Below are 23,450 nucleotides of genomic sequence, written 5' to 3'. Positions count from 1 at the left end.
CGGTCCATTCCTGGGTGGACACTGAGCGCGTGGGGGATGTCCGGGCAGGGCCTGATCATCGGCTCGCCGGGCGGGGCGCCGAGCGCGACGCACTGGCCGGTGTGGTGGCCGCTGCGGCCCAGCGGCGGCCGTCCGCGATGGTCGTGCACGGGGAAGCCGGGGTCGGGAAGACCCGCCTGGTGCAGGAGGTCTGCGGCGACCCGGAGCTCCTGGTGCTGTGGGGGTCCTGTGTTCACTTCGGCGGCGCGTCGGTCCCGTACGCACCGGTCATCGGCGTACTCCAGGACTGGCTTGTCCAGGCCGACGCGGCGGAGCGCGCCGCGGTTCTGACCGGTGCCGACGAGCTGAGTTCGCTGCTACCCGCTCTGGGCGGCTTACCGAGTACGCCGACTGCCCGGCTGATCCCGTTGATCGACCTCGTGCTCAACCGGATCGCGGACCGGCATCGCACCGTCGTCGTGGTCGACGACCTGCACTGGGCCGATCTCGCCTCACTGGATGTGCTCGCCTACGTGATCACCGGGTTCCGTGCCCAGCAACTGACCGTGCTCGGCACCTCCCGCGACGAGGACCGGGGTGTTGGACACCCGTTGCACAGCTGGCTGGCGGACATGCGCCGGATGCCGTCGTTCCACGAACTCCACCTCGACCGGCTCGACCTGGACACCACCGGTCTCCAGGTGGAGTACCTGGTCGGACAGATCCCGGATATCGCTCTGGTCAACCAGGTACAGGCGAGGTCGGACGGGAACCCGTACCTCACGGAGCTTCTGGTGCAGAACCTGTCCGGTGCGGAGTCAACCCTGCCGGACACCGTTTCGGGCGCCCTCCGCGACGCGCTCCTGGCCGCGTGGCATCGGCTGTCCGCGCAGGCACGTCAGCTGGTTCGAGTGCTGGCGGTCGGCGGCCGTCCGACCCCGCTCCCGATCCTGGCGGCGGTCGCCGGTGCACACGGCGTCGAGGTCGGCGGCCTGCCCGGCTACATCGCCGAAGCACAGGAGCGCGGCGTCATCGGGGGCGGCCACGGCCCGCCCTGGTTCCGCCATCCGCTGCTCGCCGACGTGCTGTACGACGGTCTGCCGCCCGGCGAGGCCGCGCTCATCCACACCACGTACCTCGAGGTGCTCGAGTCCCGGTCGGATCCGGTCGAACCGGTGGCCGCCGATCTGGCGGTGCACAGCCTGCAGGCGGGACGCATCGACGACACTTACCGCTGGTCCGAGGTCGCCGCCGGGCACGCGGTGATGCTGCGTGCTCCGGCCGAGCAAGCCATCCAGCTCGAGCGGATGTGCGACCTGTGGGAGCAGGTCTCCCCGGAACTTCGCGGTACGACGGCCGACCGGACGGCGCTCATCCTCAAGACGGCTGCCATCGGCTCGAGAGTCGCCCGGAACGACCAAGCCATCGAGTTGCTCACGCAGGCGATCAGCCTGGTCGACCGGGCTCGCGATCCACTGCCGGCCGCGGATCTCCTGATCGACCGCAGCACTGTGCGCTGGCACCGGGCCGAGTCGATCGAAGCTGTCGCGACCGATATCCACGATGCTTTCGAGGCGACGAGCGCGCTGCCGGACTCTGCTCAGCATGCGCGGGCGCTCGCCGCGCTGGCCTGGGCGGAGAGATGGCAGGGACTGCCCGGGGCGGTGGCACACGCGGACGAAGCCGTACGGATCGCCCGTCGGGCCGGTTCGCCCCGAGCGCTTGCTGCGGCGCTGGCCCAGCGCTCGATGGTGCTGTCCAGTCAATCGCCGCTGGAGTCGCTCGCCGACGGGCAGGAGGCCGAACGGCTGGCCCGCTCCTGTGGAGCGACGCTCGAGTGGTTGAGGGGCGTGGTGTGGCAGCGGCATGCGCTCTGGAACCTCGGCCGGCGCGAGGAAGCCACCGAGGCGGCGCTGCGCAACTATGCCGACATGGCAGCGCCCGGCCGGGACCTGTTCGCTTACTTTCTCGCGTACCTGGCCGCCGAAGGTCTGCTGGAATCCGGACGCTGGCAGGAGTGTGACGAGCTGTTGCGGGCCGGGCTGGCCGTTCGTTGCGTCAACACCGGCGGCGCAGGGCTGCGGCTCACGGCCGCGTCACTCGCTGTTCGGCGTGGTCGGGTCGCCGAAGCCCGGCAGCATCTCGACCGGGCTGTCGAGCTCATCCCGGCGACTTTCCGCGGGATCCGCCACAGCCTGGCCACCGGCGGTGGCGAGGTGCTGCTCGCCGAGCACAAGCCGCAGGCCGCGATCGACTGGATCGGTTCCCGGCTGACGCTGCTCGATGCGGCTCCCATCGACGAGGACGACGACCTGCTGGTGCTCTATGCCCACGCGGTCGCCGAGTCGGCGCGGGTCGCGCGCGACGCCGGCGACCAGGAGTCGGCCGCCAAGGCTGTCGGCATCCTCGAGGACACACTGAGCAGCCGGCCCGGCGAGCCGTTCACCAGCACGGATTCGCAGGACTCCGCGTTCAAGTCGATGTATCGCGCACAGATCAGCGCCGAACTCGCCCGGTGCCGGAACGACGCCGATCAACCGGAACGCTGGCTGCGGGCCGTCGACGCCTGCGGTGCGGCAGGGGCACGCTGGCATCAGGCGGTGGCGCGCTGGCGGTGCGCGGAAGCAGCGATCGCTGGCGGGCAACCGCCGGTCGGCGTCGCGAACCTGTTGCGTCAGGCGCACAGCTGCGCGGTCGAGTTGGGTGCCGCGCCTCTTCAGGCCGAGGTCGAGTCACTCGCGCGGCGGTCGCGGATCAGCTTGCGCGCGCCGGTGCCGGTCGCCGTACCGGAGGAGCCGGGGACGCCACTGTCCACGTTGACGTCGCGAGAGCGGGAGATCCTGGCGTTCCTGGTCGCCGGCCGGTCGAACGGCGAGATCGCGAAGGACCTCGTCATCACCGACAAGACGGTGAGCGCCCATGTCTCGAACATCCTCCGCAAGACCGGGACTGCCAGCCGGCTCGAGGCTGCGGCGCTGGCTGTGCGGCTGAACGGTCCTGGAGCCTGAGCTGCACCAGGACCGTCTGCCTCAGTGGACTCCGAGTGGATGACGGCGGCGGTACGCCCAGACGCCGGCCATGGCCAGCCCGGCTCCGCCCAGCACTCCGGCTCCCGTCTGCAGAGCCTCGGTGATGTTGTCGTCCACTTGCACCTCTGTGGTCGGCGCGACCCGGTCGACGTAGACGACCGGCGGCCGCTGGTGGCGCTGGTCGGGATCGATCGGTCGTGCCGACGCCTGCGCCGAACCGGCCACGACTGCCCCGCAGACGAGCACCGGCAGAGCGAGGATGGTGTAGCGGTGTTTCATGGCTTCCTCCCTAGGCGACGACGATCGCCGCCTATCTCCACCTTCCGGTGGCAGGGAGAACCGCACATCGGGCATACCCCCTTAGATCTGGCCGCCTAGACCCCTCAGATCAGCGGAGGACGCGCTCCGGGGCGCTGTAGAGGACGCAGCGGTCGCCTCGGGCGAAGCCGGCGAGAGTGATGTTGAAGCGGCGGGCCAGGTCTACGGCGAGGCTGGAGGGGGCACCGACGGCGACGATCATGCCGAGGCCGGCGGCTACCGCTTTCTGGATGATCTCGTAGCCGGCCCGGCCGCTGACGACGAGGACCAGGCCCTGACGGCTGTGCTGGTTGAGGACGGTCCAGCCGACGACCTTGTCGACGGCGTTGTGGCGGCCGACGTCCTCCTTCACGACGACCTTCCGGCCGTCCGTGGTGTACAGGCCGGCCGCGTGCAGGCCGCCAGTACGGCTGAACGTCGGTTGGGCTTCCCGGAGCACGTCAGGCAGGCGTCGTACGACGTCCAGCGGGGCCTCCACGGGGTCAACCGGGTCGTAGTCCCGCTCGGCCAGTTCGTCGAGGCTCTGCTGGCCACAGACGCCGCAGGCCGCCGAGGTGACGCCGTACCGCTGGGGTGGTTCACGGTCCGGAGGGCCGTCGAACGTGACGGTGACGGTGTTGAACTGTTGCTCCTGGGTCAGTTTCACATCTGTGCAGTAGGCAACGGTCCGGATCGCGTCCGGGCGGACGGCGAAGCCCTCGCCGAGGCAGAAGCCGGCCGCCAGTTCGAAGTCGGAGCCCGGGGTGCGCATCGTCACGACGAGAGGCTCGGGTGGACGACCGGGCCACTCCAGCCGCAGCTCGAGCGGCTCCTCGGTGGTGACCACGTCCTCACGCCGCGACGTCCGGTCGCCGTCCAGCACCTCGACCTTGAACCTGGTGGTCGGACCTTTGCTCATACGTCCACGGTAGGCCGCTGTCACCACCCGCGCCGCGCGGCCAGCCAGTCGAGGAAGGTCCAGGCGTACAGCCGCTGGTGCTCCCGGAGCGCCGGCGTACAGCCAGGCGGTGGTGGCACGTCGGCGTTCCGCATCATGTACGCCGCGATGGCGCCGACGAAGCAGTCGAGATGGTCGGCCGGCGCGTCCGCAGTCAATGGGTTGGTGCGGACCGCGGTGAACGTGTCGATGCCCTGGTACTGCGCGATCGGCAGCAGACACAGCCAGTCCATCCAGCGCGGGCCGAGAGCGAGCCAGTTCCAGTCGACCGTCCAGCAGGTGCCCGCGTCGTCGAGCAGCAGGTTGTCCGGCCGCAGGTCACCATGTGTCGCGGTGTTGCCGGCGAACGCCTCCGGCGCGAGCTGCATCAGGTCGGCGAGCTCGGGCAGGATCCGGGGCAGCCAGGGCTGCAGGCGCTCGGGCAGCGGGCGATCGCCTGCGATGATCTGCGCCGGGATCTCGAGTGGCGACTCGTCACCTGCCAGGTCGTCGACGAAGGGGTCGAGTCCGGCGAGCGGACTCGGATCCATCACGTCCGCGATCCGCTCCCAGGTTTCCGTCACCAGGGCGAAGTCCTCGACCGACCAAGGCGCCCCCGGCATCCGGCCGGCCACCCACTCGGAAACCACCGCGAACCACTTCCGCTCGTCTGCGACCGCGTGGGCGGTGGCGAGGATGGCGGGGACCCGGATGGCGGCGGGGAGCTGGGGAACGATCTCGGCCTCGCGTTGGTAGGCGCCGTAGGCGTGCATGGTCTCGTCGGACGCCTTCACGAAGACCCGGCGGCCGTCGGCCAGCCGGACCGGCGCGGCAAAACCACTGGTGAATCCCGAGCCGACCGACGGCCCGGCCGCCGCGATCTCGGTGCCGAGGGCAACGGCGAGTGCTTCGTGGAGAGCAGCAGGAAGGGCATCCCAACCCGGTCGCAGGGAGGTTGCGGTGTAGTCGACGTCGGGCGCTCCGGTCATGTCCACAGACGATAGAGCTGCCAGGGTCGAGGGCGCCCGTGGTTTAGCGTGCGGCCTGTGAGTGGATCCGTGGCCTTGCATGTGCCAGACCTGGTCGGCATCTTCGTGTTCGGGATCACCGGTGCGCTGGTCGGCGTACGCAAGAAGCTGGACGTGTTCGGCATCCTGGTGCTTGCCCTGGTCACCGGGCTGGGCGGCGGCTTCATCCGGGACGTGCTGATTGGCGAGACCCCACCGGCCGCGCTCCAGGACGGGCGCTATCTGGTCGTCCCGGTCTTTGCCGGGCTGATCACTTTCTTCCTGCATCCTGGCATCGGGCGCGTCGAGCGACTGGTGAACATCTTCGATGCGGCCGGCCTCGCGCTGTTCTGCGTGACCGGTGCGCAGAAGGCGATCGAGCACGGCCTGTCGCCGCTGTCGGCCGCGCTGCTCGGCACGATCTCCGGGATCGGCGGCGGCGTGATCCGCGACCTGCTGAGCGGCCGCGTTCCCGTCGTACTGCGGTCGGAGATCTACGCCACGCCGGCGTTCCTCGGCGCGGGCATCGTCGTCGCGGCGGCTCTCGAGTACGACGCGACCTGGGTGCCGATCGTCGCCGCGGTGACCTGCTTCGGGATCCGGCTGCTCGCCATCCGCCGCGGCTGGAACGCGCCGCTACCCCGCAATCCGTGACGGCGGTGCCCAACCGTTGACGATGGCGAGTAGCTCGACATAGCGATCCCACTGCGGGCCTGCCTCGGTACGGCGGAGCTCGATCAGCCGGTCACGAAACTCTGGATCGTGCCACAGCGGGGCGTCCGTCGCGATCGCCCGATACCCCGAGACCATCCGTCGTACCGCTGCCCGGAAGTCATCGTCCTGGACCAGCGCGGCAAGCTCCAGCCAAGCCTCGACCTGCTCCACGTCGGCGTCGTCGGGGAGTTCGGGGGTGAGGTTCTGCCGGATCGCGGCGAAGCGTGGATCCTCGCCGAGGACCGCGGTCAGGAAGTCCGCGATCAAGGTACGGCGTTCGTCCTCAGACTGAGCGGTCTGGTTGTGCATGTGTTCAAGCTCCTCCGGGGTGGAATGGCGCCGAGCTGCGATAGACAACACGGCATGGCGCACTCGCAGGCTCTGGATCTCGACGGCCACCGCGGCGGCATGCGCGGCCAGGACCTCGCCCAGCGTCCGCTCCCGCTCCAGCACTGCCCGCACCGTCGGCAGATCGATGCCCAATCCTCGCAACGTCCGAATCAACTCGAGCCGCGCAAGGGCGTCCGCCTCGTACCGCCGATGTCCGGCAGCGGTCCGATGCGAAGCCAGCAGGCCCAACTCGGAGTAGTGGCGCACGGCCTTCACCGACACTCCACCCAGCCGAGCTAGCTCACCGATCGAGTACTCCATACCCACACCTTCACACCTCCCGTAACGGGAGGTGCAAGCCCTAGTTGTGGGCGAAGCGGGTCTTGGGCCGGGCGAAGGTCGTCGAGACGGCCGCCACCAACGCACAGGCGATCCCGAAGGAGAACGGGACCCAGTACGCCGTGGACGGACCCCAGAGGTCCACTGCGTGACCTGAGAGGGCGTTTCCGGGAGCCACTCCGAGCAGCATGCCGGTGACGGTCCACGTGATCGCCTCGGTCAGGCGCTGCGGCGGGACCCACTCCTCGACGCAGGCGGTGACGGCGACCATCGTCGGCGCAATGGTGAGACCGCAGCAGAACAGGACCACTCCGAGGAGCAGCACACTGTTGACCCAGGGGAGTGGCGCCAGGGTGATCGCCAGCAACATCGTGCCGAACAGCAGCCGCCGCTCCACCGGAGCCTGCCAGTGCACCGAGCCGTACCAGAGACCGGCCAGCAAGCTGCCGAACGCCCACACGGCCAGTACGACGCCGGACAGCTGGGCTTGGCCCTTCTCGGTGGTGAACGCGATCGTGACCACCTCGGCACCACCGAGGGTCGCGCCGAGTCCGAGACCGATCAGGCTGAGCAGCAAGATCGAGAGCCAGGGGAGTGGTGCCTGCTCCTTGCCGTGGGCCTTGCCCCGGCCGGGCGGGTCGGAGGCGCGCAGCAACGCCAGCCAGATCCCGCCGGCCAGTCCCAGCAGTCCGGCCGCCGACAGAGCGGCGTACGGGCTGACCTGGGTGGCGAGCGCGGTCACGACGACCGGGCCGACGACGAAGACGACCTCGTCGCCGACCGCCTCGAGCGCGAACGCGGTCTGCAGCGCCCGGCCCCGGCCGAGCAGATGCGTCCAGCGGGCCCGGACGAACGAGCCGACCTGCGGGCGGGTGCCACCGGCAACGAACGAGAGCACGTACAGGACCCAGATGGGTGCGTCGGCACGCACCGCGACGAGGAGGAACCCGAGCGCGATCGTGCAGACGATCGAACCGGCCAGCAGCAGCGTCCGCTGGCCGAAACGGTCGACCAGCCGCCCCTGGATCGGACCGGTGAGTGCGCCGGCGATGACACCGACCCCGGACACCGCACCGGCCAGGCCGTACGACCCGGTCTCGCGGGCGATCAGGATGACGATGCCGAGGCCGAGCATCGAGATCGGCATACGCCCGAGGATCCCGGCGGTGAAGAACGCACTGGCACCGGGACGGCGCATGAGATGGACATAAGGCTTGAGCATGAGAGACCGGCAACACCCTAGCTCTTGGCGGTCTGAGAAACTCGGAATATGCCGTTGCCCCAGTCGCCTGCCGCTGTCCCGTACGACGCCGTCCTGCTGCTGTCCTTCGGAGGTCCCGAGAAGCCCGAGGACGTGCTGCCGTTCCTGCAGAACGTGACCCGCGGCCGGGGCATCCCGGACGAGCGGCTGAAGGAGGTCGGCGAGCACTACTACGCGTTCGGCGGGAAGAGCCCGATCAACGACCAGAACCGGGCCCTGCTCGAGGCGCTGCGGGCGTCGTTCGACGAGATCGGCCTGGATCTGCCGATCTACTGGGGCAATCGCAACTGGGCGCCGTACCTGACCGACACGATGCGCCAGATGGCCGCCGACGGCATCCGCCGTGCGGTGGTGATCGTCACGTCCGCCTACCCGTCGTACTCCGGCTGCCGGCAGTACCGCGAGAACCTCGAGGACGCGGCCAAGGAGGTCCCGGACGCGCCGCGGATCGACAAGCTCCGGCACTACGCGAACCACCCCGGCTTCGTCGGATCGTTCGTCGAGTCGACCGCCGAGGCACTCGGCGAGCTCCCCGAGGGCTCCGCGATCGCGTACGTGACGCACTCGATCCCGGCCGCGATGAACGCGACCAGCGGCCCGGACGGCAACGGGTACGTCGACTGGCACCTGGACGTGGCCGCGGAGATCACTGCCGCGCTCGAGCGCCGTACTGGGAAGACTGGGCGGACCGACCTGGTCTATTGCTCACGCTCCGGTCCGCCGCAGGTGCCGTGGCTCGAGCCGGACGTGAACGACCACCTGGAGTCGCTGGCGGCCGAGGGTGTGCCGGGCGTGGCCGTCGTGCCGATCGGGTTCGTCAGCGACCACATGGAGGTCATCTACGACCTCGACACCGAGGCCGCCAAGACCGCCGAGAAGCTGGGTCTGCCGATGGCCCGGGCCGCGACGCCCGGGACCGACCCGCAGTTCGTCTCGATGCTGCGCGACCTGGTCGTCGAGCGGGCCGCCGCCGAACGCGGCGAGGAGCCGGCCCGACCCTGCGTCGGCAAGCTCGGGCCGGGCTGGGACGACTGCCGCCACGACTGCTGCCCACCTCTGCGCCGACCAACTGCCAAGGAAGCCGTATGACGACCGAGAACCCGCAAGACCTCCTCAAGCTCGCGGTGGAGGTGGCGGAGGAGGCGGCCCGGCTGATCGTCGAACGCCGCCGCGGCACCATCACCGTCGCCGACACCAAGAGCACGGTCACCGATGTGGTCACCGCCGTGGACCGCGAATCCGAGGAACTGATCCGGGCGCGGATCCTGCAGGCCCGGCCGGACGACTCGTTCCTCGGCGAGGAGGGTGACGATGTCGCCGGCTCGAGCGGCGTGCGCTGGGTCGTCGACCCGATCGACGGCACGGTCAACTACCTGTACGACCTCCCGACGTACGCCGTCTCGATCGCGGTCGAGTACGACGGGACGACAGTGGCCGGTGTCGTCGTCGACGCCCCGAAGGGTGAGGTGTTCACCGCCACGAAGGGTGGCGGCGCGTTCGTGGACGGGAAGCCGATCCGGGTCTCGGGCTGCACCGACCTGAATACCGCTCTGGTCGGGACCGGCTTCGGGTACGACGCCGACCGCCGCCAGGTGCAGGCCGAGGTGGTCCAGCATCTGATCACCAAGGTCCGCGACATCCGCCGGATCGGGGTGGGCGCGCTCGACCTCTGTTATGTCGCCTGTGGCCGGCTGGACGCTGTCTACGAACGCGGACTGAATCCGTGGGACTACGGAGCGGGTGCGCTGATCGCGGCCGAGGCCGGTGGGACCATCGGCGGTCTGCACGGCGCCCCGGTGTCGCCGGAGATGTCGATCGCGGCCAGTCCGGCGCTGTTCGGCCCGTTCCACGACCTGCTGGCCGAAGCGAACCCCTTGCGCGCGTAGATGTCGCTGAGTGCACATTGCTGCGCAGGAGTGCGCACTAACGAGCAATTCGGTGTTCGGTCCTGACATTTGTGGAGACACGCGGGTCAATACATGGACCCCGACGCGCGCGAAGGGCCCTTCATAGGGCACAATCCCGTCCTCGGGAACGGTAGTTGCCGGTCCCGGCCTGACTGTCAAGGGTTTCGGGGGACGAAGATTCAGCGCGGTGCTTCGGCGCGGAATTTCTCGGCCGCTTTACCCGTTCAAGGGCTCAGCAGGCAACACCACGGGTACGAAGAGGGCAGGGAAACACCATGGCGACTGATTACGACGCCCCGCGCAAGACGGACGAGGACGCATCCGAAGAGTCGATCGAGGAACTGAAGACTCGCCGTCACGACAAGAACTCCGGCAAGGTCGACGAGGACGAGGCCGAGGCCGCGGAGAGCTTCGAGCTGCCCGGCGCCGACCTGAGCCACGAAGAGCTGGCGGTGCGGGTGCTCCCGCGCCAGGCCGACGAGTTCACCTGTTCGAGCTGCTTCCTGGTACACCACCGCAGTCAGCTCGCCGAGACGAAGAACGGGCAGCTGATCTGCCGCGACTGCGCAGCCTGACACCAGCGCCCTTCTTCTTGACCCACAGCGGGACCGTTCCCAGACCCCTGGGAACGGTCCCGCTGTTGTCTGCCCTACTTCTCGAGCTGCTTCTCGACGCTCTTGACCAGGCCGCCCGGGGCCTTCGCGTCCTGCTCGTACCCCGGCGGTGCGTACCCGGTCGACTTGAGCCAGTACGACGCCGCCCGCCGCTCCGCGAACAACTTCGCGGCCGCCGCCGCGGCCCCGCTCGCCACCGCCCAGCTGACGACCTCGACGTACCCGCCCTGGCCGTTCTTCGGCGGCTTGCCACCTGAGCCGATCTTCCAGGCCGTGGTCACCGCCTTGTTCGCGAGCAGACCCACGACGATGGTGAACGCGGCCTGCACCAGCTTCCAGCCGATCTTCGCTCCGACCACAGCAGCCTCCCTAACGCAAGTCCCCGACAGTCAGGATCTTGCCACGCTGTGCCCCGTCAGCGCCGCTGCCAACCGGTCCGGGTGCCTCGTGGCGATCACCCAGTACGGCGCGGGGTCGCGCGGATCGGTGATCTCGACCCGGACCGCGCCCTTCACATAGCTGCGCAGCAGTAGGTAGGCCTTCGGATCGCAGTCCCGTCCGAACGCGTGCCGCGCGTCGTCGCCGGTCAGTGCCTCGACCTTGCCGAGGAACGCCCGTCCGATCACGGCCCGCCCGGCCTGCAGCCGCTCACCGTCCACCACGACCCGCGCGGCGCCGTACTGGACGAACCAGAGGACCAGGATGAGCGCGGCGACGCCGCCGACGAGGGTGCCGGCGAACATCCCGACCGGCACAGTCACGATGGCGAACAGCGTGACGACCAGGGCCACGGCGATGATCCACCAGGACACCGGCACGCTCAGGCGTTCACGATAAATTGGCACAGCACCAGCCTGGCACGTGGGCGGTCCAGGCACGTCGATAGGGTCTGCTCTCGTGACCGAGGTACTGATCCAGCGACTCGACCCTGACTTGCCCGTTCCGTCCTACGCGCATCCGGGCGACGCCGGCGCGGACCTGGTGGCGGCCGGCGACATCACTCTGAAGCCTGGCGAGCGCGGTCTGGTCGGCACTGGCATCGCCATCGCGCTGCAGGACGGGTACGCCGCCTTCGTACACCCACGGTCCGGCCTGGCGGCAACGCACGGCGTTTCGATCGTCAACGCTCCGGGCACCGTGGACGCGGGTTACCGCGGCGAGATCAAGGTGTGCCTGATCAACCACGACCCGCACGCGGAGGTGACGCTGCGGCGCGGCGACCGGATCGCGCAACTGGTCATCCAGCAGGTGGAGAAGGCGCGGTTCGTCGAGGTGACGTCGCTGCCGGGTTCCGCCCGCGGTGACGGGGGGTACGGCTCGACCGGCGGTTTCGGTGATGTGACACGCTGAACACCTGCGCCCGTTGACCTGACGGATGCGCGAAACTACGGCGGCTGTACCAAGACGAAGAACCAGGGAAGTAGAGAACAGTGATCTTCCGCCGCAAGGCCAAGAACGACGACCCCGAGACGACCGAGCAGGACGCCGCGCCGCAGGCGCCTGCCGTCGGGCCGTTCGACTCCGCTGAGGTCGACCCCGAGGTGCTCGAGGCGGAGGACCGCATCGACCTGGGCGCGCTGGTGGTCACCGGCATGCCCGGGATGGAACTGCGGCTGCAGGTCGACGAGCAGAGCGGCCAGGTGCAGGCAGTACTGCTGGTGCTGGACGACTCCGCTCTGGAACTGCGCGCCTTCGCGGCGCCGAAGACGAGCGGCATCTGGTCCGAGGTACGGCGAGAGATCGCCGCCGAGGCCAGCCGGATGGGCGGTACGGCGACCGAGTCCGAGGGATCGTTCGGCACCGAGCTGGTGCTGGTCGTGCCGGTCGAGGACCCGGAGGGCCAGATCTTCAGCCAGACCTCGCGGGTGCTCGGTGTGGACGGCCCGCGCTGGCTGCTGCGAGCTACTGTGCTCGGCCGCGCCGCGGTCGAACCCGACGCCGCGTCGACGATGGAGCAGGCGCTGCGCAACGTCATCGTGGTCCGCGGGAGTGAGCCGATGGCCGTCCGCGAATCGCTGCCGTTGCGGCTCCCGCCGGGCGCTCAGCCCGCGGACGAAGAACAGGGCTGAACGGACTACACTCGAATCATGGGTAGCGACAAACCCGAGGGATTGTTTCGGCGTGCCTTCCGGGGGCTGGCCGGTGACCGGGACCAGCAGGACGCCGAGGTTCTCCAGGACTTCGCGCAGGACTGCGGTGCCCGGTCCATCACCGGCTGCCACGACCGCGAACTGGTCACGCTGTACGGCACGCTGCGCACCATCACGTTCAGCCCACGCGGCGGCGTACCGGCACTGGAGGGTGAGTTGTACGACGGCACCGGGACGGTCAAGCTGATCTGGCTCGGCCGGCGCAGGATCGCTGGGATCCATCCCGGCTCGGAACTGATCGCCTCCGGGCGGATCGGGGTCGTGGACGGTGACCGGGTGATGTTCAACCCGCGCTACGAACTCCGTCCGACGGCTGCGCATGGCTGAGCCGCAGTCCGGGCCGCAGTCGCGCCGGGACCAGGTCGAGGAGAACCTCGAGGAGAAGCTGGTCGAGATCCTGCGCCCCGAGCTCGACGCCGCCGAGCACGAACTCACCGCGGACCAGCAGCCCGCTCCGGAGTCGGAGCAGCCGGCCGAGAAGCCCGCGAAGCCGCAGACCACCGACAAGGACTTCTTCCACGCGCTCGGTGGCTGGGGCGCCCTGCTCGACATCGGCCTGCCCTGGATCGCGTTCCTGATCGTCTACGGCGCGTCCGACCACAACCTGCGGCTCGCGCTGATCGTCGCGGTCGGCTCGGGTGCACTCGCCGCCGTACTCCGTCTGATCCGCAAGCAGCCGCTGCGCAACGTCTTCGGCGGCTTCGTCGGTGTCCTGATCTCCGCCTGGGTCGCCAACCGCACCGGCGACGCGAAGGACGTCTACGTTCCCGGCCTGCTGACGAACCTCGGGTACGGCGCCCTGTACCTGATCACCGTGCTGATCCGCTGGCCCCTGTTCGGCGTCCTGTACGGCGTGATCACCCAGACCGGCACGGCCTGGCGCAAGGACCCGGCGATGCTCAAGGGGTTCTCGCGCGCGACGATGGTGTTCGTCGGCCTGTTCGCGATCCGCCTGATCGTCCAGGTCCCGCTGTACCTGGCCGGTTACCTGAACGCGCTGGGCATCGCGAAGGTCGGCCTCGGCCTTCCGTTCTACGCCCTGGCGCTGTGGATGGCGTACGCCGTACTGCGCGGATCGCTGCCGCCGGACAAGTGGGACGAGGCACGCGACCACGTCACCCACCTGCTCCGGGGCAACAAGAAGTAGAAGGCCCTACTCGCTCTTGCGGTGGTGCGGGGAGAGGATGTCCTCGAGCTGTTCCTCGGTCTCGTCTGCCGCGACGAACAGGAGCTCGTCGTTCAGCTCCAGGGTGCCTTCCGGGTCCGGGCGCAGGACCCGGCCCTCGCGCAGGATCACCACGAGCGCGGTGTCCAGCGGCCAGTCGATGTCGCCGACGCGCTGACCGATCATGGGGGAGTCCTCGGGCAGAGTCAGCTCGACCAGGTTCGCGTCGCCCTGGCGGAAGGTGAACAGCCGGACCAGGTCGCCGACCGAAACAGCCTCCTCGACCAGTGCGGACATGATCCGCGGCGTCGACACCGAGACGTCGACACCCCAGGCCTCGTTGAACATCCACTCGTTCCGCGGATGGTTGACCCGGGCAACAGTCCGGGGAACGCCGAACTCGGTCTTGGCGAGCAGCGAGACGACCAGGTTGACCTTGTCGTCGCCGGTGCTGGCGATCGCCACCTGACAACGCTGCAGCGCGGCCTCCTCGAGTGAGGACAGCTCGCACGCGTCGGCGAGCAGCCATTCGGCCTGCGGCACCGACTCGGCCTTGATCGCTCGTGGGTCCTTGTCGATCAGCAGCACCTCGTGGCCGTTCTCCAGCAACTCGGCGGCGATCGAACGACCGACGTTGCCGGCGCCGGCGATGGCTACCCGCATCACAGCTCCTCAGGCTTGGTGCCGAGCTGGGACTCGATCGCGGCGGCGTCCCGCTCCAGCATCACGACATGGACCAGATCGCCCTCCTGGATGACCGTGTCGGCCTTGGGCAGGACTCCTTCGCCGAGCCGGGTCAGGAACGCGACCCGGGCACCGGTGGCCTTCTCGATGTCGAACGCGAGCCGGCCGACCCACTCGGAGTGCACATGGACCTCGGCCAGCCGGACCGTCCCGGACGGGTCGCGCCACTCCGGCTCGGAGCCCTCCGGCAGCAGCCGGCGCATCATCTGGTCGACGGTCCAGCGCACAGTGCCGACGGTCGGAATACCGAGCCGCTGGTACACCTCGGCACGTCCGGGGTCGTAGATCCGGGCGACCACGTTGTTGATGCCGAAGGTCTCCCGGGCCACCCGGGCGGCGAGGATGTTCGAGTTGTCGCCGTTCGAGACCGCGGCGAAGGCCTCCGCGTCCTCGATCCCGGCCTCGATCAGGATCTCGCGGTCGAAGCCCATCCCGACGATGGTCCGGCCGGTGAAGTTCGGGCTCAGCCGGCGGAAGGCATCGGCCGACTGGTCGATGATCGCGACCGTGTGGCCCCGCTTCTCCAGGCCTCGCGCGAGCGTCGACCCGACGCGGCCGCAGCCCATGATGACGACGTGCACTCGGTGATCACTCCCTGCCCCGTCTGGGGCGGCTGGGTCGGACTCGGCAGGGATAGACGCTACACCGGACCGGGGCTCCCTCTAACATCACGGACCGCGCTTCCCTCTAACATCACCGGTGTGACCCCCGCTCTCGGCGATATCGGTAAACGGCTGCTGCTCGGACGCAAACTGCGCAGCACCCAGTTGGGCGAGACCCTGCTGCCCAAGCGCATCGCCCTCCCCGTTTTCGCCAGCGATGCGCTGTCGTCGGTCGCGTATGCCCCGGACGAGATCTTCCTGACCCTGTCGATCGCCGGTCTGGCGGCGCTCACGATCTCCTGGAAGATCTCGCTCGCGGTCGCCGTGGTCCTGGTTGTCGTGGTGCTGTCCTACCGGCAGAACGTGCACGCCTATCCGTCCGGTGGCGGCGACTACGAGGTCGCCAACGTCAACCTGGGTCCGACGGCCGGCCTGACGGTAGCCAGCGCGTTGATGGTCGACTACGTGCTCACTGTCGCGGTGTCGATCTCGTCCGCCGCGCAGTACGCCGCGTCGGCCATCCCGGCGCTGGAAGGGCACCAGGCCACGGCGGCCGTGATCGCGGTGCTGTTCCTGACCACGATGAATCTGCGCGGTGTCCGCGAGTCCGGGGCCGCGTTCGCGATCCCGACGTACATCTTCATGTTCACCATCCTGGGGATGGCCGCCTGGGGCTTCGGCCGGCTGTTGTTCGGCCACCTGCCGGATGCGTCCAGCGCAGGCTTCGGCATCGCGGCCGAGGACCCGTTCGCCCACGGCGCCAGCGGGTTCGCGATGGCGTTCCTGATCCTGCGGGCGTTCTCCTCCGGGTGCGCCGCGCTCACCGGCGTAGAGGCGATCAGCAACGGCGTACCGGCCTTCAAGAAGCCGAAGAGCCGGAACGCCGCGACCACGCTGGCGCTGCTCGGCAGCATCTCGATCCTGATGGTGATCAGCGTGGTGACGCTGGCGAATGTGATGAAGGTCCGGTTCGCCGAGGACCCGGCCACCCAGCTGACCCGCGACGGAGTTCCCGTCGGCCCCGATTACCACCAGGACCCGGTGATCGGGCAGCTGGCCAAGGGCATCTTCGACCACTTCTCGCCCGGCTTCTACCTGGTCGCGGCCGCCACCGGCGTGATCCTGGTGCTGGCCGCGAACACCGCGTTCAACGGCTTCCCGGTGCTCGGCTCGATCCTGGCCCGGGACGGCTACCTGCCACGTCAACTGCACACCCGCGGTGACCGGCTCGCGTTCAGCAACGGCATCGTCATCCTGGCCGGCTTCGCGATCGTGCTGATCGTCGCCTTCAACGCCGAGGTGACCCGGCTGATCCAGCTCTACATCGTCGGCGTGTTCGTCTCGTTCACGATCAGCCAGACCGGCATGGTCCGGCACTGGACCCGGCTGCTGCGCGACGAGCAGGACCCGGGCGCGCGGGCGCGGATGATCCGGTCCCGGATCATCAACACGGTCGGCCTGACCCTGACCGGCGTGGTGCTGGTGATCGTGCTGATCACCAAGTTCCTGCTCGGCGCGTACATCGCGATCATCGCGATGGCGGTGCTGTTCATGCTGATGAAGGGCATCCGCCGGCACTACAGCCGGGTCAGCGAGCAGATGGCGGTCGAGGGGGACGAGCCGCTGATGCTGCCGTCGCGGGTGCACGCGATCGTGCTGGTGTCGAAGCTGCACAAGCCGACGCTGCGGGCGCTGGCGTTCGCGAAGGCGGCCCGGCCGTACATGCTCGAGGCGGTCACGGTCGACGTCGACCGGGACGAGTCCGAGGCCCTGCAGACCGAGTGGGACAACCGGGGCATCCCGGTTCCGCTGAAGCGGCTCGCCTCGCCGTACCGGGAGATCACCCGGCCGATCCTGCAGTACGTGCGCGACATCCGGCGGCAGTCGCCGCGGGACGTGGTGATGGTCTACATCCCCGAATACGTGGTCGGGCACTGGTGGGAGCACATCCTGCACAACCAGAGCGCACTGCGGCTCAAGGGGCGGCTCTTGTTCACACCTGGTGTGATGGTTACGTCCGTTCCTTACCAGCTGATCTCTTCGCAGGTGGCCCAGGAACGGCAGGACCGGGTGGAACGGGTCGCCGGCCAGGTACGGCGTGGGGCCCGCAAGGCGTCAGGAGATCGGTGACGGACGAGGACATCGTCGGGACGGTAGTCGAGCTGGAAGTAGGACCAGTAGCGCACGGGGGACACTGTGTGGCCCGGCACGAGGGGCAGGTGGTCTTCGTCCGGCACGCGTTGCCGGGTGAGCTGGTCCATGCCCGCATCACCGAGCAGACCGCGAAGTACCTGCGGGCTGACGCCGTGCAGGTACTGACACCGTCACCGCAGCGGATCGAGGCGCCCTGCCCGTACGCCGGACCGGGCCTGTGCGGAGGGTGTGACTTCCAGCACGCCAACATCGTCGAGCAGCGGCGACTGAAGGCCACAGTGGTGTCGGACACGCTCCGGCGGATCGGTGGCATCGAGCGCACGGTGGTGATGGAGTCGCCGGGCGACGACGGTCTCGGCTGGCGTACCCGGATGCGGTACGCCGTTGTCGACGGCCGGCCGGGCATGTACGCGCACCGCTCGCACGACCTGATCCCGATCGAGCAGTGCCTGATCGCTCACCCGGACGCGCCCGACGTACTGGGGCAGCGATGGCCGGGCGAGTCGTCCGTGCAGGCTGTTGTGTCGTCGGAGGGCAAGACCGCCCTGCTGACGGGCGATGAGCCCGGCGGACGGGTCGTCGAGGTGGTGCGCGACCGGCGGTTCCGGGTGGAGGCCGGCGGGTTCTGGCAGGTGCACCCGGCCGCTCCGGAGACGCTGGTGGACGCCGTACTGAGTGGATTGGAGCCTGCGGCGGGGGAGACCGCGCTGGATCTGTACTCCGGGGTCGGACTGTTCGCGGCGTTCCTGGCCGAGGCGGGGTGCGCCGTACTGGCGATCGAGGGCGACAAGGACGCGGTGCGCAACGCGCGGCGGAACCTGCACGACCTGCCGGGCGTCACGCTGGAGACCGGTGATGTCGACCGCGTGCTGAACGCGGCCGCCGGGCAGGGACTCGAGCACGTGGACCTGGTCGTGCTGGACCCACCACGCACGGGTGCGGGCAAGGACGTCGTACGGCGGATCGCGGCGCTGGCTCCGCGGCGGGTGGCGTACGTGGCGTGTGATCCGGCGGCGCTGGCGCGCGATCTGAAGACGTTCGGGAAGCTCGGGTACGGGATCGCGTCGCTGCGTGCCTTCGACCTGTTCGGCATGACCCACCACATCGAGTGCGTCGCCATCCTCGAGCCCGTGGAAGGTGAAGTGGTGGTGTCCGGAGGGCTCGGGTAGCGTTCTGGCCCTGGATTCCAATGCGCTGGAGACCTGATGCCGCTGGTTGACCTGGACGACCCGGAGGAGTTGCGCGCCCGCTGGACCGCACTCGCCGCGGTCGCCCATGCCACCGGGTTCGACCGGCGGTGGTACGCCGACGAGGACGGGTACCACCACCAGGACGAGACCGGGTCGGTGCTGCGGATGCAGCGGCTCGAGGACGGGCGCGCGGTCCTGTTCGGGTTCCAGACGCAGCACAGCCAGACGAGGCGCGCCGACCTGCTGGCGGGGTCGCCGGACTGGATCGGCCAGCCGGAGGTTCGGCGGCGCCAGACCGCCGGCGAGCTCGGGTTCGTGTACGGCGCGTTCAACGGGACGTGGGCGCGGGCGGCGTACCCGGGAGATCCGTGGCAGCCGGCCGAGGACGGGTTCACGCAGATCGGGCAGTGGATCACCTCGGACGCGGACGCCGCCGCGGAGATGATCGAGTGGGTCGCGGAGTGGGCGGACTACCTCGGCGGCCTGGACGAGCTGCAGCCGTTCGGGGTGCAGTTGATCCAGACCGCCGGCTCGTCCGGCATCTCCTTGGAGGCGCTGCAGGCGTTCTTCGATCACTTCGAGATCGACGCGCGATCGCCGGTCCAGCCGGACCTGCCGTCCGGCGTCGTCGCGGCCGAGGACTTCACCCGGAACTTTGCAGTCGCGGAAAGTTTCGCCGACGACCCTGACACAGCCGAGGTGTCGGTCGTTGAGGATGTTGTGATTGGAGCATCCGACGGGCCTGCCCCGGTGGACGAGGAGGACGAGCAGTCCTTCATCGTGCCGCCCGGCATCAGCCCGTTCACCGGCCAGCCGATCGACGAGGCCCCATTGGTCCCGTCGTACGAGCAGCCTGTTCATGAGCAGCCTGTTCAGGAGGAGCCTGCGTTCGAGGGGCCGGCGGTGTATCAGCAGGTCGCGTACCGGCCGGAGGCGCCGGCGGAGTACGGGGTCACCGGCAAGAAGCAGGGGTGGCTGCGGCGGCGTAAGCACGAGAACGCTCCTGAGCATCCGGCCGGTTTCGGGGGCGAGGGCGGTGGCGCGGCTGGCGGCGCGGCTGGTGGGCCGGCTCCTGGGACGTATCTGCCGGACGATGTGTCGGGTGGCGGGCTGCCGGCGTACGGCGGTGGTCTGCCTTCGTCGGAGCCGCCGCGTGTCGGTGGTGGGGTGCACGAGGGGGAGGACTTCTACGCGAGCCTGTTCGCGGACGGTCCCTCGGCGGCGTCGTACCAGCAGGATGCTGCTGAGCAGGACTGGGAGACCGCCGAGCAGGCCGGCTGGAGCGAGCAGGAAGCCACCAGCGAGTACAACCCGTTCGCCGACGAGACCGCCGCTCCTGAGCCCGAGCCCGAACGAGAGTGGGTCGGCGGCGCCTGGATCAACGGTCAGTGGGTCGAGGACGCCGCCAACTACCACCCCCAGCCCGCCACCTCCTCAGACGACGACGAAGCCCCCACCGCAGAAATAGCTGCCGTCCCCGACACCGACCCACAAGCCGCCCAATCCCCCTTCGCCCCCGCCACCCCAGACCGCGGCCAGTCGCCCTTCGCAACCACCCCTGCCCAAGCCCAATCCGACACCGCCCAACACGAGGCAGGCGTCACCCCGGACGCTGACGTCGTGCGTGGCGAGGCTGGCGTTGCGCGGTTCGAGGGTGATGTTGCGCGGGGCGGAGCTGGCGTAGCGCGAGGCCAAGCCGCTGGTGCATGGGACGAGGCAGGCGCTCCGCGGGACCAGGCCGACGCTTCGCGGGACGAGCCCGGCGGTGCCTGGAGCGAAGCGGGCGTTGCGCCAGGCGAGGCAGGCGTTGCGCGGGGCGACGTGGACTCGTTTGAGGACGACGACGAGGAGGAGCTGGCGTCGTTTACTGGGCCTTCGCCGTTCGCGCCGGTGGGGGCGGGGGAGCCCGAGCACGATCAGACTGCTGAGGTTCCTGCGGTTCGGGTCGACGAGCTCGACGACCAGACGGCCGAGGTCCCAGCCGTGTCGGCGGAGCTGCCTGAGGCTCCGGTCGAGGCTAAAGCTCAAGTTGAGCCTCACCCTCAACCACAACCGTGGCCGCAGCCCCAGCCGGAGCCCTGGCCCCAACCAGAGCCCCACCCGGCCCCCTGGCCGCAGCCGGACCCACAGCCGTCACCAACCCCGGACCCATTCCCGCGCCCAGAGCCCCACCCAGAGCCCGCACCGAGCCCGACCCCGGACCCGCAGCCGCACCCAGACCCAGATCCGGACCGCGAGCCATGGCCCGCCCCCGAGCCAGAACCACTGACCCCAGAACCCGACCCAACCCCAGCACCACAACCAGAACCCGACCCAGACCAAGGGCCCTGGCCAACCCCAGACCCCAACCCCAACCAGTGGACCCACCCCCACACCGAACCCCACCCCATCCCCGGCCACCAGCCCCAGCCGGCTCCCGGTCCCCAGCACAACCCGAACCACTGGCCCCCGCCAGAGCCGGCCGCGCAGCATGAGCCGGACCAGTGGCCCCACCCGGAGCCGGCTTCACAGCCGGGGCGTGAACACGAGCGGTGGGGTGAGCCGGCGGCCGAGGCTGTGCAGTACCAACAGTCCGAGCATGAGAACGGGTCCTGGCAGCACCCCGATCCGGAAGACGACCGGTGGGCGCAGGCTGAACCTGCACAAATGCAGGAAGGCTGGACTCAGGCGGAGGCGGAGTCGGCTCCGCACACGCCGGAACCGCACGCGTCGGCTCCACAGGCGTCGACTCCAGACGTGTCCGGGTCGGATGTGTCCCGGGCGGAGGTGTGGGGCGGGTCTGCGGACCGGGGTTGGCAGGCGGAGGAGGCTGGTGCGTACTCCGTGCCGGTGGCGGATGCGGATGCGCCGACCGGGGAGATCCCGGTGGTGGAGGACGACGTCGCTGCCGGGCCTGGGCCGATCGTGAATGCGCCCGAGGCGAGCGCGGCGTCAGGTCTGGTGGACGACGAGGCGCCCACCGGGCCTATGCCTGTGGTGAACGCGGACGCCAGGTCCGAGGACGACGACGCGCCTGCCGGACAGGTGCCGGTCGGGCATGCCAACGGCTTCACGCGTGGGGAGCCGGGCGGGCGTGTCCTTCGTGGAGATGGCGACGACGCGCCTGGCGGGTCTGTGCCGGTCGGACACCCGAACGGGTTCTCGGGTGTGGATGACGATGACGTGCCGACTGGGTCTGTGCCGGTTGTGCAGGGGAGTGGCTTCCCGGGGGACGTGCCGGCTGAGTCTGTGGCGTTCGCGGGGGACAACGGCTTCTCGGATGACGACACTCCGACGGGCGCTGTGCCGGTGGTGGGTGCCGAGCAGGACGCGGATGACGACACTCAGACGGGCGTCGTACCGGTCGCCGGGGCTGACGGCCTGCCGGAGTCGGATGGGGTCGGAGCGGACTTGGGTGTTCCGGCGGCTCGGGTTATTGAGCGGATGTCTATTCCTGGGCTCGCGTTGGCTGGGTCTGATGGGCCGGCGATCGAGCTCGTGCCGGGGTCTATCGAGGAAGCGTTGCGGGCCGAGGTGGAGCGGCCTCGGCCGCGGCCGCAGGAGTCGGTGGCGTTCGAGGCGCTGCATGCCTGGTGCCGCGCGCGGACCGCGATCGTCCCGTCGGGGTTCACCATCCAGGTCCAGGTGCTCGACCCGGCCGCGCCGTCGTACCGGTTCGACCTGGAGCCGCCGGACGTGGACGACCCGGAGTTCGCCGCGGACAAGCTGAGCGGGCTGCTCGGCGATCTGTGGGTGACCGAGGCGGAGAGCGAGCTCGGCGGCTGGTTGTTCGCCCGGATCGACGCGGCAGGCCGGACCATGCGGGTGGACCGCTGGTACGACCGCGTCCCGGACTGGTGGGACAACCCGGTGGAGCCGCGGCTCGACGTCAACGGTCTGGTCCGGCGACTGTACGGTCGCGGTCCGCAGTGGCAGCCGTCGTACCTGGAAAGGCTGTACACGACCGCAAGATAGCGTTGGCGCCATGCTTCTCAGAATCTTCACCGAACCCCAGCAAGGTGCCTCGTACGACGATCTGCTCGCGGTGGCACGCAAGACCGAGGAGAACGGGTTCGACGCGTTCTTCCGGTCCGACCACTACCTGGCGATGGGCGATCACGACGGCCTGCCCGGACCGACCGACGCATGGATCACGCTGGCCGGCCTGGCCCGTGAGACGCAGCGGATCAAGCTCGGCACGCTCGTCAGTTCGGCGACGTACCGCAACCCGGGCGTGCTCGCGATCACGGTCGCCCAGGTCGACCAGATGAGCGGCGGCCGCGCCGAGCTGGGCCTCGGGGCCGGCTGGTACGAGGCCGAGCACAAGGCGTACGGAATGGACTTCCCGGACACCCCCGGCCGCTTCGACCTGCTGACCGAGCAGCTCGAGCTGATCACCGGCCTGTGGGACACACCGGTGGGGGAGAAGTACGACTTCGCCGGCAAGCACTACCAGCTGACCGACTCGCCGGCGCTGCCGAAGCCGGTCCAGCAGCCGCACCCGCCGGTTATCGTCGGCGGCGCGGGCAAGAAGCGTACGCCGGCTCTCGCGGCGCAGTTCGCGAGTGAGTTCAACGCCGGGTTCCGCACCGTCGAGCTCACCGACACTCTGTTCCGGCGCGTCCAGGCCGCCTGCGATGCGATCGGCCGCGACCCGAAGACCCTCGCTCTGTCCACCGCACACACCGTTGTCGTCGGCAAGGACGACGCGGAGGTCAAGCAGCGCGCCGACGCGATCGGCCGCGACGTCGACGACCTGAGGCAGAACTCGATCGCCGGCACCCCCGCCGAGGTCGTCGACCGGCTCAGCCAGTACGCCGCCGTCGGATCCCAGCGCCAGTACGTCCAGATCATGGACCTCCAGGACCTCGACCACCTCGACCTGATCGCGGCGGAAGTTCTTCCACAGGTTTCCTGACGGCGGGAAAGTTGGCTCGATGTCGTGTATCTTGATGTCGAGAGAGTTTGTGGCGCGAGGTTAGGGGAACCTGACCTCGCGGCCGGGCCGCGTGCTCGGCAGGATGGGTTCAGCGAACAGGACCGGATAGAGGA

General features: G+C 69.5%; 22 protein-coding genes. 13 read left to right on the top strand and 9 right to left on the bottom strand.

The window, feature by feature from the left end; all coding sequences use genetic code 11:
* Nucleotides 1–29 precede the first annotated feature (29 nt).
* Nucleotides 30–2,987: a helix-turn-helix transcriptional regulator gene (locus E0H75_RS15830; protein WP_165553778.1), complete on the top strand. Its 2,958-nt coding sequence runs from the start codon at nucleotides 30–32 to the stop codon at nucleotides 2,985–2,987.
* Nucleotides 2,988–3,008: 21 nt separating this feature from the next.
* Here E0H75_RS15830 and E0H75_RS15825 read toward each other — a convergent pair whose 3' ends face one another.
* From E0H75_RS15825 to E0H75_RS15815, 3 genes are all read right to left on the bottom strand, one after another.
* Entirely contained in the window at nucleotides 3,009–3,287 is a 279-nt protein-coding gene (locus E0H75_RS15825) for a hypothetical protein (RefSeq protein ID WP_131514313.1), read from the bottom strand.
* Nucleotides 3,288–3,396: 109 nt separating this feature from the next.
* Entirely contained in the window at nucleotides 3,397–4,224 is an 828-nt protein-coding gene (fdhD, locus tag E0H75_RS15820) for a formate dehydrogenase accessory sulfurtransferase FdhD (protein ID WP_131514312.1), read from the bottom strand.
* Between the two features lie 20 nt (nucleotides 4,225–4,244).
* Nucleotides 4,245–5,231, bottom strand: a complete 987-nt coding sequence (locus E0H75_RS15815) for a phosphotransferase family protein (protein ID WP_131514311.1) — start codon at nucleotides 5,229–5,231, stop codon at nucleotides 4,245–4,247.
* Between the two features lie 57 nt (nucleotides 5,232–5,288).
* Between E0H75_RS15815 and E0H75_RS15810 the strand changes: the two genes are divergently transcribed.
* Complete coding sequence (locus tag E0H75_RS15810) at nucleotides 5,289–5,903, top strand: trimeric intracellular cation channel family protein (RefSeq protein WP_238163042.1); 615 nt, start codon at nucleotides 5,289–5,291, stop codon at nucleotides 5,901–5,903.
* On the opposite strand, the gene E0H75_RS15805 is transcribed toward E0H75_RS15810, so the two are convergent.
* Entirely contained in the window at nucleotides 5,886–6,614 is a 729-nt protein-coding gene (locus tag E0H75_RS15805) for a MerR family transcriptional regulator (RefSeq protein WP_131514310.1), read from the bottom strand. The two genes, E0H75_RS15810 and E0H75_RS15805, sit on opposite strands and share 18 nt — an antisense overlap.
* 40 nt (nucleotides 6,615–6,654) lie before the next feature.
* On the bottom strand, nucleotides 6,655–7,854 hold the full coding sequence (locus tag E0H75_RS15800; RefSeq protein ID WP_131514309.1) for an MFS transporter: 1,200 nt from the start codon (nucleotides 7,852–7,854) through the stop codon (nucleotides 6,655–6,657).
* Nucleotides 7,855–7,902: 48 nt separating this feature from the next.
* Between E0H75_RS15800 and E0H75_RS15795 the strand changes: the two genes are divergently transcribed.
* The 3 genes from E0H75_RS15795 (at nucleotide 7,903) to E0H75_RS15785 (ending at nucleotide 10,375) form a co-directional block, all read left to right on the top strand.
* Nucleotides 7,903–8,982, top strand: coding sequence for a ferrochelatase (locus E0H75_RS15795; RefSeq protein WP_131514308.1), 1,080 nt, complete (start codon nucleotides 7,903–7,905; stop codon nucleotides 8,980–8,982).
* The gene (locus E0H75_RS15790) at nucleotides 8,979–9,779 is read left to right on the top strand and encodes an inositol monophosphatase family protein (RefSeq protein ID WP_131514307.1); all 801 of its coding nucleotides are present in this window, start codon (nucleotides 8,979–8,981) and stop codon (nucleotides 9,777–9,779) included. The genes E0H75_RS15795 and E0H75_RS15790 overlap by 4 nt, the downstream gene beginning before the upstream one ends.
* Before the next feature lie 296 nt (nucleotides 9,780–10,075).
* Nucleotides 10,076–10,375 carry a DUF4193 domain-containing protein gene (locus E0H75_RS15785; RefSeq protein ID WP_130379292.1) on the top strand — a complete coding sequence of 100 codons (300 nt, stop codon included), beginning with the start codon at nucleotides 10,076–10,078 and terminating at the stop codon, nucleotides 10,373–10,375.
* 74 nt (nucleotides 10,376–10,449) lie between these two features.
* Here E0H75_RS15785 and E0H75_RS15780 read toward each other — a convergent pair whose 3' ends face one another.
* Both E0H75_RS15780 and E0H75_RS15775 read right to left on the bottom strand, forming a co-directional pair.
* Nucleotides 10,450–10,773 carry a DUF4235 domain-containing protein gene (locus tag E0H75_RS15780; protein ID WP_131514306.1) on the bottom strand — a complete coding sequence of 108 codons (324 nt, stop codon included), beginning with the start codon at nucleotides 10,771–10,773 and terminating at the stop codon, nucleotides 10,450–10,452.
* A 30-nt stretch (nucleotides 10,774–10,803) separates the two neighbouring features.
* Nucleotides 10,804–11,259 carry a DUF3093 domain-containing protein gene (locus E0H75_RS15775; protein ID WP_131514305.1) on the bottom strand — a complete coding sequence of 152 codons (456 nt, stop codon included), beginning with the start codon at nucleotides 11,257–11,259 and terminating at the stop codon, nucleotides 10,804–10,806.
* 52 nt (nucleotides 11,260–11,311) lie between these two features.
* On the opposite strand from E0H75_RS15775, the gene dut reads away from it, so the two are divergent.
* From dut to E0H75_RS15755, 4 genes are all read left to right on the top strand, one after another.
* Nucleotides 11,312–11,764 carry a dUTP diphosphatase gene (gene dut / locus E0H75_RS15770; RefSeq protein WP_131514304.1) on the top strand — a complete coding sequence of 151 codons (453 nt, stop codon included), beginning with the start codon at nucleotides 11,312–11,314 and terminating at the stop codon, nucleotides 11,762–11,764.
* Nucleotides 11,765–11,844: 80 nt separating this feature from the next.
* Entirely contained in the window at nucleotides 11,845–12,483 is a 639-nt protein-coding gene (locus E0H75_RS15765) for a DUF3710 domain-containing protein (protein ID WP_131514303.1), read from the top strand.
* Between the two features lie 18 nt (nucleotides 12,484–12,501).
* A complete protein-coding gene (locus E0H75_RS15760) occupies nucleotides 12,502–12,891 on the top strand; it encodes an OB-fold nucleic acid binding domain-containing protein (protein ID WP_131514302.1) in 390 nt (129 codons plus the stop codon).
* Nucleotides 12,884–13,711, top strand: a complete 828-nt coding sequence (locus tag E0H75_RS15755) for a DUF3159 domain-containing protein (protein WP_131514301.1) — start codon at nucleotides 12,884–12,886, stop codon at nucleotides 13,709–13,711. The genes E0H75_RS15760 and E0H75_RS15755 overlap by 8 nt, the downstream gene beginning before the upstream one ends.
* A gap of 6 nt (nucleotides 13,712–13,717) precedes the next feature.
* Here the strand turns inward: E0H75_RS15755 and E0H75_RS15750 are convergent, their stop codons facing one another.
* Together E0H75_RS15750 and E0H75_RS15745 are read right to left on the bottom strand one after the other, a co-directional pair.
* Nucleotides 13,718–14,392 carry a potassium channel family protein gene (locus tag E0H75_RS15750; RefSeq protein ID WP_131352281.1) on the bottom strand — a complete coding sequence of 225 codons (675 nt, stop codon included), beginning with the start codon at nucleotides 14,390–14,392 and terminating at the stop codon, nucleotides 13,718–13,720.
* The gene (locus E0H75_RS15745; RefSeq protein WP_131514300.1) at nucleotides 14,392–15,054 is read right to left on the bottom strand and encodes a potassium channel family protein; all 663 of its coding nucleotides are present in this window, start codon (nucleotides 15,052–15,054) and stop codon (nucleotides 14,392–14,394) included. The genes E0H75_RS15750 and E0H75_RS15745 overlap by 1 nt, the downstream gene beginning before the upstream one ends.
* Nucleotides 15,055–15,174: 120 nt before the next feature.
* Between E0H75_RS15745 and E0H75_RS15740 the strand changes: the two genes are divergently transcribed.
* From E0H75_RS15740 to E0H75_RS15720, 4 genes are read left to right on the top strand one after another with little or no spacing between them, the layout of a single operon-like run.
* Nucleotides 15,175–17,205, top strand: coding sequence for an APC family permease (locus tag E0H75_RS15740; protein ID WP_131514299.1), 2,031 nt, complete (start codon nucleotides 15,175–15,177; stop codon nucleotides 17,203–17,205).
* Nucleotides 17,202–18,398, top strand: a complete 1,197-nt coding sequence (locus E0H75_RS15735) for a class I SAM-dependent RNA methyltransferase (RefSeq protein ID WP_131514298.1) — start codon at nucleotides 17,202–17,204, stop codon at nucleotides 18,396–18,398. The genes E0H75_RS15740 and E0H75_RS15735 overlap by 4 nt, the downstream gene beginning before the upstream one ends.
* Before the next feature lie 36 nt (nucleotides 18,399–18,434).
* Nucleotides 18,435–22,373, top strand: coding sequence for a hypothetical protein (locus tag E0H75_RS43085; RefSeq protein WP_165553776.1), 3,939 nt, complete (start codon nucleotides 18,435–18,437; stop codon nucleotides 22,371–22,373).
* 10 nt (nucleotides 22,374–22,383) lie between these two features.
* Entirely contained in the window at nucleotides 22,384–23,316 is a 933-nt protein-coding gene (locus E0H75_RS15720) for an LLM class F420-dependent oxidoreductase (RefSeq protein ID WP_131514297.1), read from the top strand.
* The last annotated feature ends 134 nt before the right edge of the window (nucleotides 23,317–23,450 follow it).

Origin of the sequence: Kribbella capetownensis, from assembly GCF_004331485.1 — a bacterium.
Taxonomy (GTDB): Bacteria; Actinomycetota; Actinomycetes; order Propionibacteriales; family Kribbellaceae; genus Kribbella; species Kribbella capetownensis.
Note: the sequence above shows the minus strand (reverse complement) of the source record. Positions and strands in the feature narration are given on the sequence as shown.